We start from the raw sequence: 2,600 nt of genomic DNA, 5'->3' as shown, positions 1-2,600 counted from the left end.
CGCCCCCTCAGAGCAACAAACGCCCACGCCCCTCCCCTGTTTTTACAACGGCGCATTCACCCCTTGCGGCTCCGGTTTTCTCGGCTGCGCGTACCGATTGACCGGGAACGGCAGTCCGAGATTCCCGCGCAGCGTGTCGGCCTCGTACTCCGTGCGGAACAGGCCGCGCTGCCGCAAAATCGGAACGACCCGATCGACGAAATCGTCCAGCCCGCGCGGCACGTTTGACTGGAGGATGAATCCGTCTGCCGCCTCTTCCTCGAACCAGCGCTGGATCAAATCCGCCACGTGCTCGGGCGTGCCGATGAACTCGCTCTCTGGCGTCGCGGTGTAGAGCGCGGTCTGCCTGAGCGTCCACTTTTGCTCCCTGGCCTTTTGCTTGATTTTGTCCGTCGTGCTGCGGAAACTGTTGCTGCCGACTTCGCCGATATCCGGGAACGGTTCGTCCAGCGGGTACTGGGAAAAGTCGTGATGGTCAAAAAATCGGCCCAAGAAATGCAGTGCCTGCTCGATGCTGACCAGGCTTGCCAGCTCTTCGTGCTTGCGCTTCGCTTCCTCTGCCGTTCGCCCGATGATCGGGCTGATCCCAGGGAAAATGAGAATGTCGGCGGAGCTTCGCCCGTAGGCGGCTGCCCGTTCCTTGACATCGCGGTAAAAGCGCTGTGCATCGGCAAGCGTCTCTTGTCCGGTAAAGACCGCATCGGCGGATTTGGCTGCCAATGTCTTTCCGCTTTCCGACGAGCCTGCCTGGAAAATGACCGGCTGGCCCTGTCGGGAGCGGGCGATGTTCAACGGCCCTTGCACCGCGAAAAACTCCCCCTGATGGTCGAGCCGATGCATCTTCGCCGGGTCGAAAAACACCCCGGACTGCTTATCCCGGACGAAGGCGTCGTCTTCCCACGAATCCCACAGCCCTTTTGCCACGGTCAAATATTCTTCGGCAATCCGGTAACGCAGCTCGTGGTCAGGATGCTGCTTGTTGCCGTAATTTTTCGCCGAGCCTTCCAGCGGCGAGGTGACGACGTTCCAGCCTGCCCTCCCGCCGCTGATCTGGTCGAGGGAGGCGAGCTGCCTCGCTACCGTAAACGGCTCGCTGTACGAAGTCGACACCGTCCCGACCAGGCCGATTTTGCTGGTGACGCCGCCCAAGGCCGACAAAATCGTCAGCGGCTCGAAGCGGTTCAAAAAGTGCGGGAGCGATTTTTCATTGATGTACAGCCCGTCCGCGACGAAGACGAGATCAAACTTCCCGGCCTCCGCCTTTTGCGCCTGCTGCGTGTAAAACGCAAAGCTGACACTGGCGTCCGGCTGCGCATCCGGGTGTCGCCATGCGCCCATATGCCCGCCGATTCCGTGAATCATGGCTCCGAGCCTCAGTTGCCTTTTCTTTGCCATCTTATCTCCTCCTCGATCCCAAACGGCTTGCCGCCAACGCCCGCAACCGTCAGTTTTGGAACGCACAAAAAGGCCCCTGTACAAGCACAGGAGCCTTTGGTTGACCAATCGGCAGGAATGGGTTTTCTTCCTACAGATTATTACTATTATTCCGATGTGTCAATAAGGTTTTGCGAAAATCAGCCCGGCCCGGCTGGCAAAACCCGCATCTGCGCACCAGGTTCGGCAGGGTTCATTTCACCGCCATGCATCCGCTCCAAAAAAACCGGCCTCATGCGGTTGGCAGCGTAGAAACGTCAGCCAGCCGGCCCTTTGTCGCCTTCAGCAGCCCGTCAACCGCAAGCTCGATCTGCACGCCGATGTTCCCTCCGCTGACGATGATCCGCTCCATTTGCTCCGCGCGGCTGTCAATGACGGTCGGGAACAGCTTTTTCATCCCCACCGGAGAACAGCCGCCCCGCACATATCCCGTTACGGCGGTAATGTCTTTCACAGCGATCATCTCGATCTTTTTCTCCCCGACCACTTTCGCCGCTTTTTTCAAATCCAGCTCCGCCTCCACCGGGATGACGAAGACGTAGTACGCCCGGCTCGTGCCTTGCGAAACGAGCGTCTTGTAGACGACTCCAGCTTCCCGGCCGATTTTTTGCGCCACCGAGACGCCGTCAATTTTCCCGTCGTCGGTCCGGTACGTCAGCATAGTGTAGTCGATTTTTTCCTTGTCCAAAATCCGCATCGCATTCGTTTTGGCTTGCTTCATCATTTTCCACTCCATTCCGTTCCCCGAAAGAAAGTAACTGCGCTTATTCTTCATCCTCTTTTCGTACAGATGGCCGTTTGGCGATAGCCACGAATTGACCGACAGCTTCGCCATCCCGATTCAGGCAGGCATGCAACAGCAACAAACGTTCCCCTAAAGACAACTACCCTTAGTTTGCCAATGCTTGCAGAACGATGTCAATAGCTACATTTTTGCGAGAAGAGCCTGACGACGAATTGTCAAGACAAGTGCGACAGAGCTTCCATGAATGATTCGTAAGCGGTCTTCCAACCCAGACATTTTCTTGGCCGATTGTTAATGAGCTCCAAGGCCTGAATCAGTTCCTCCTCGGAGACTTCGGCAAAATTCTTGCCTTTGGGAAAAAATTCTCGCAGAAGGCCATTTGCGTTCTCGTTCGTGCCCCTTTGCCAGGAAGAGTAGGGAT

General features: G+C 57.0%; 3 protein-coding genes. All 3 read right to left on the bottom strand.

Annotated elements, in window-relative coordinates; translation table 11 throughout:
* Window positions 1-42: 42 nt before the first annotated feature.
* Entirely contained in the window at window positions 43-1,395 is a 1,353-nt protein-coding gene (locus AC3WJN_RS25450) for an LLM class flavin-dependent oxidoreductase (RefSeq protein WP_283859239.1), read from the bottom strand.
* Between the two features lie 271 nt (window positions 1,396-1,666).
* Window positions 1,667-2,155 (bottom strand): Cys-tRNA(Pro) deacylase, encoded by a 489-nt coding sequence (gene ybaK / locus AC3WJN_RS25445; RefSeq protein WP_005831219.1) that lies wholly within the window; start codon window positions 2,153-2,155, stop codon window positions 1,667-1,669.
* Window positions 2,156-2,394: 239 nt separating this feature from the next.
* The coding region (locus tag AC3WJN_RS25440) for a transposase (protein WP_492329356.1) at window positions 2,395-2,600 on the bottom strand (206 nt) is incomplete at its 5' end.

The sequence above is a fragment of the Brevibacillus sp. FW306-2-1A-C05A genome, from assembly GCF_058781555.1.
The sequence above is the reverse complement of the archived record's forward strand: the minus strand, read 5'-3'. Positions and strand labels throughout refer to the sequence as shown.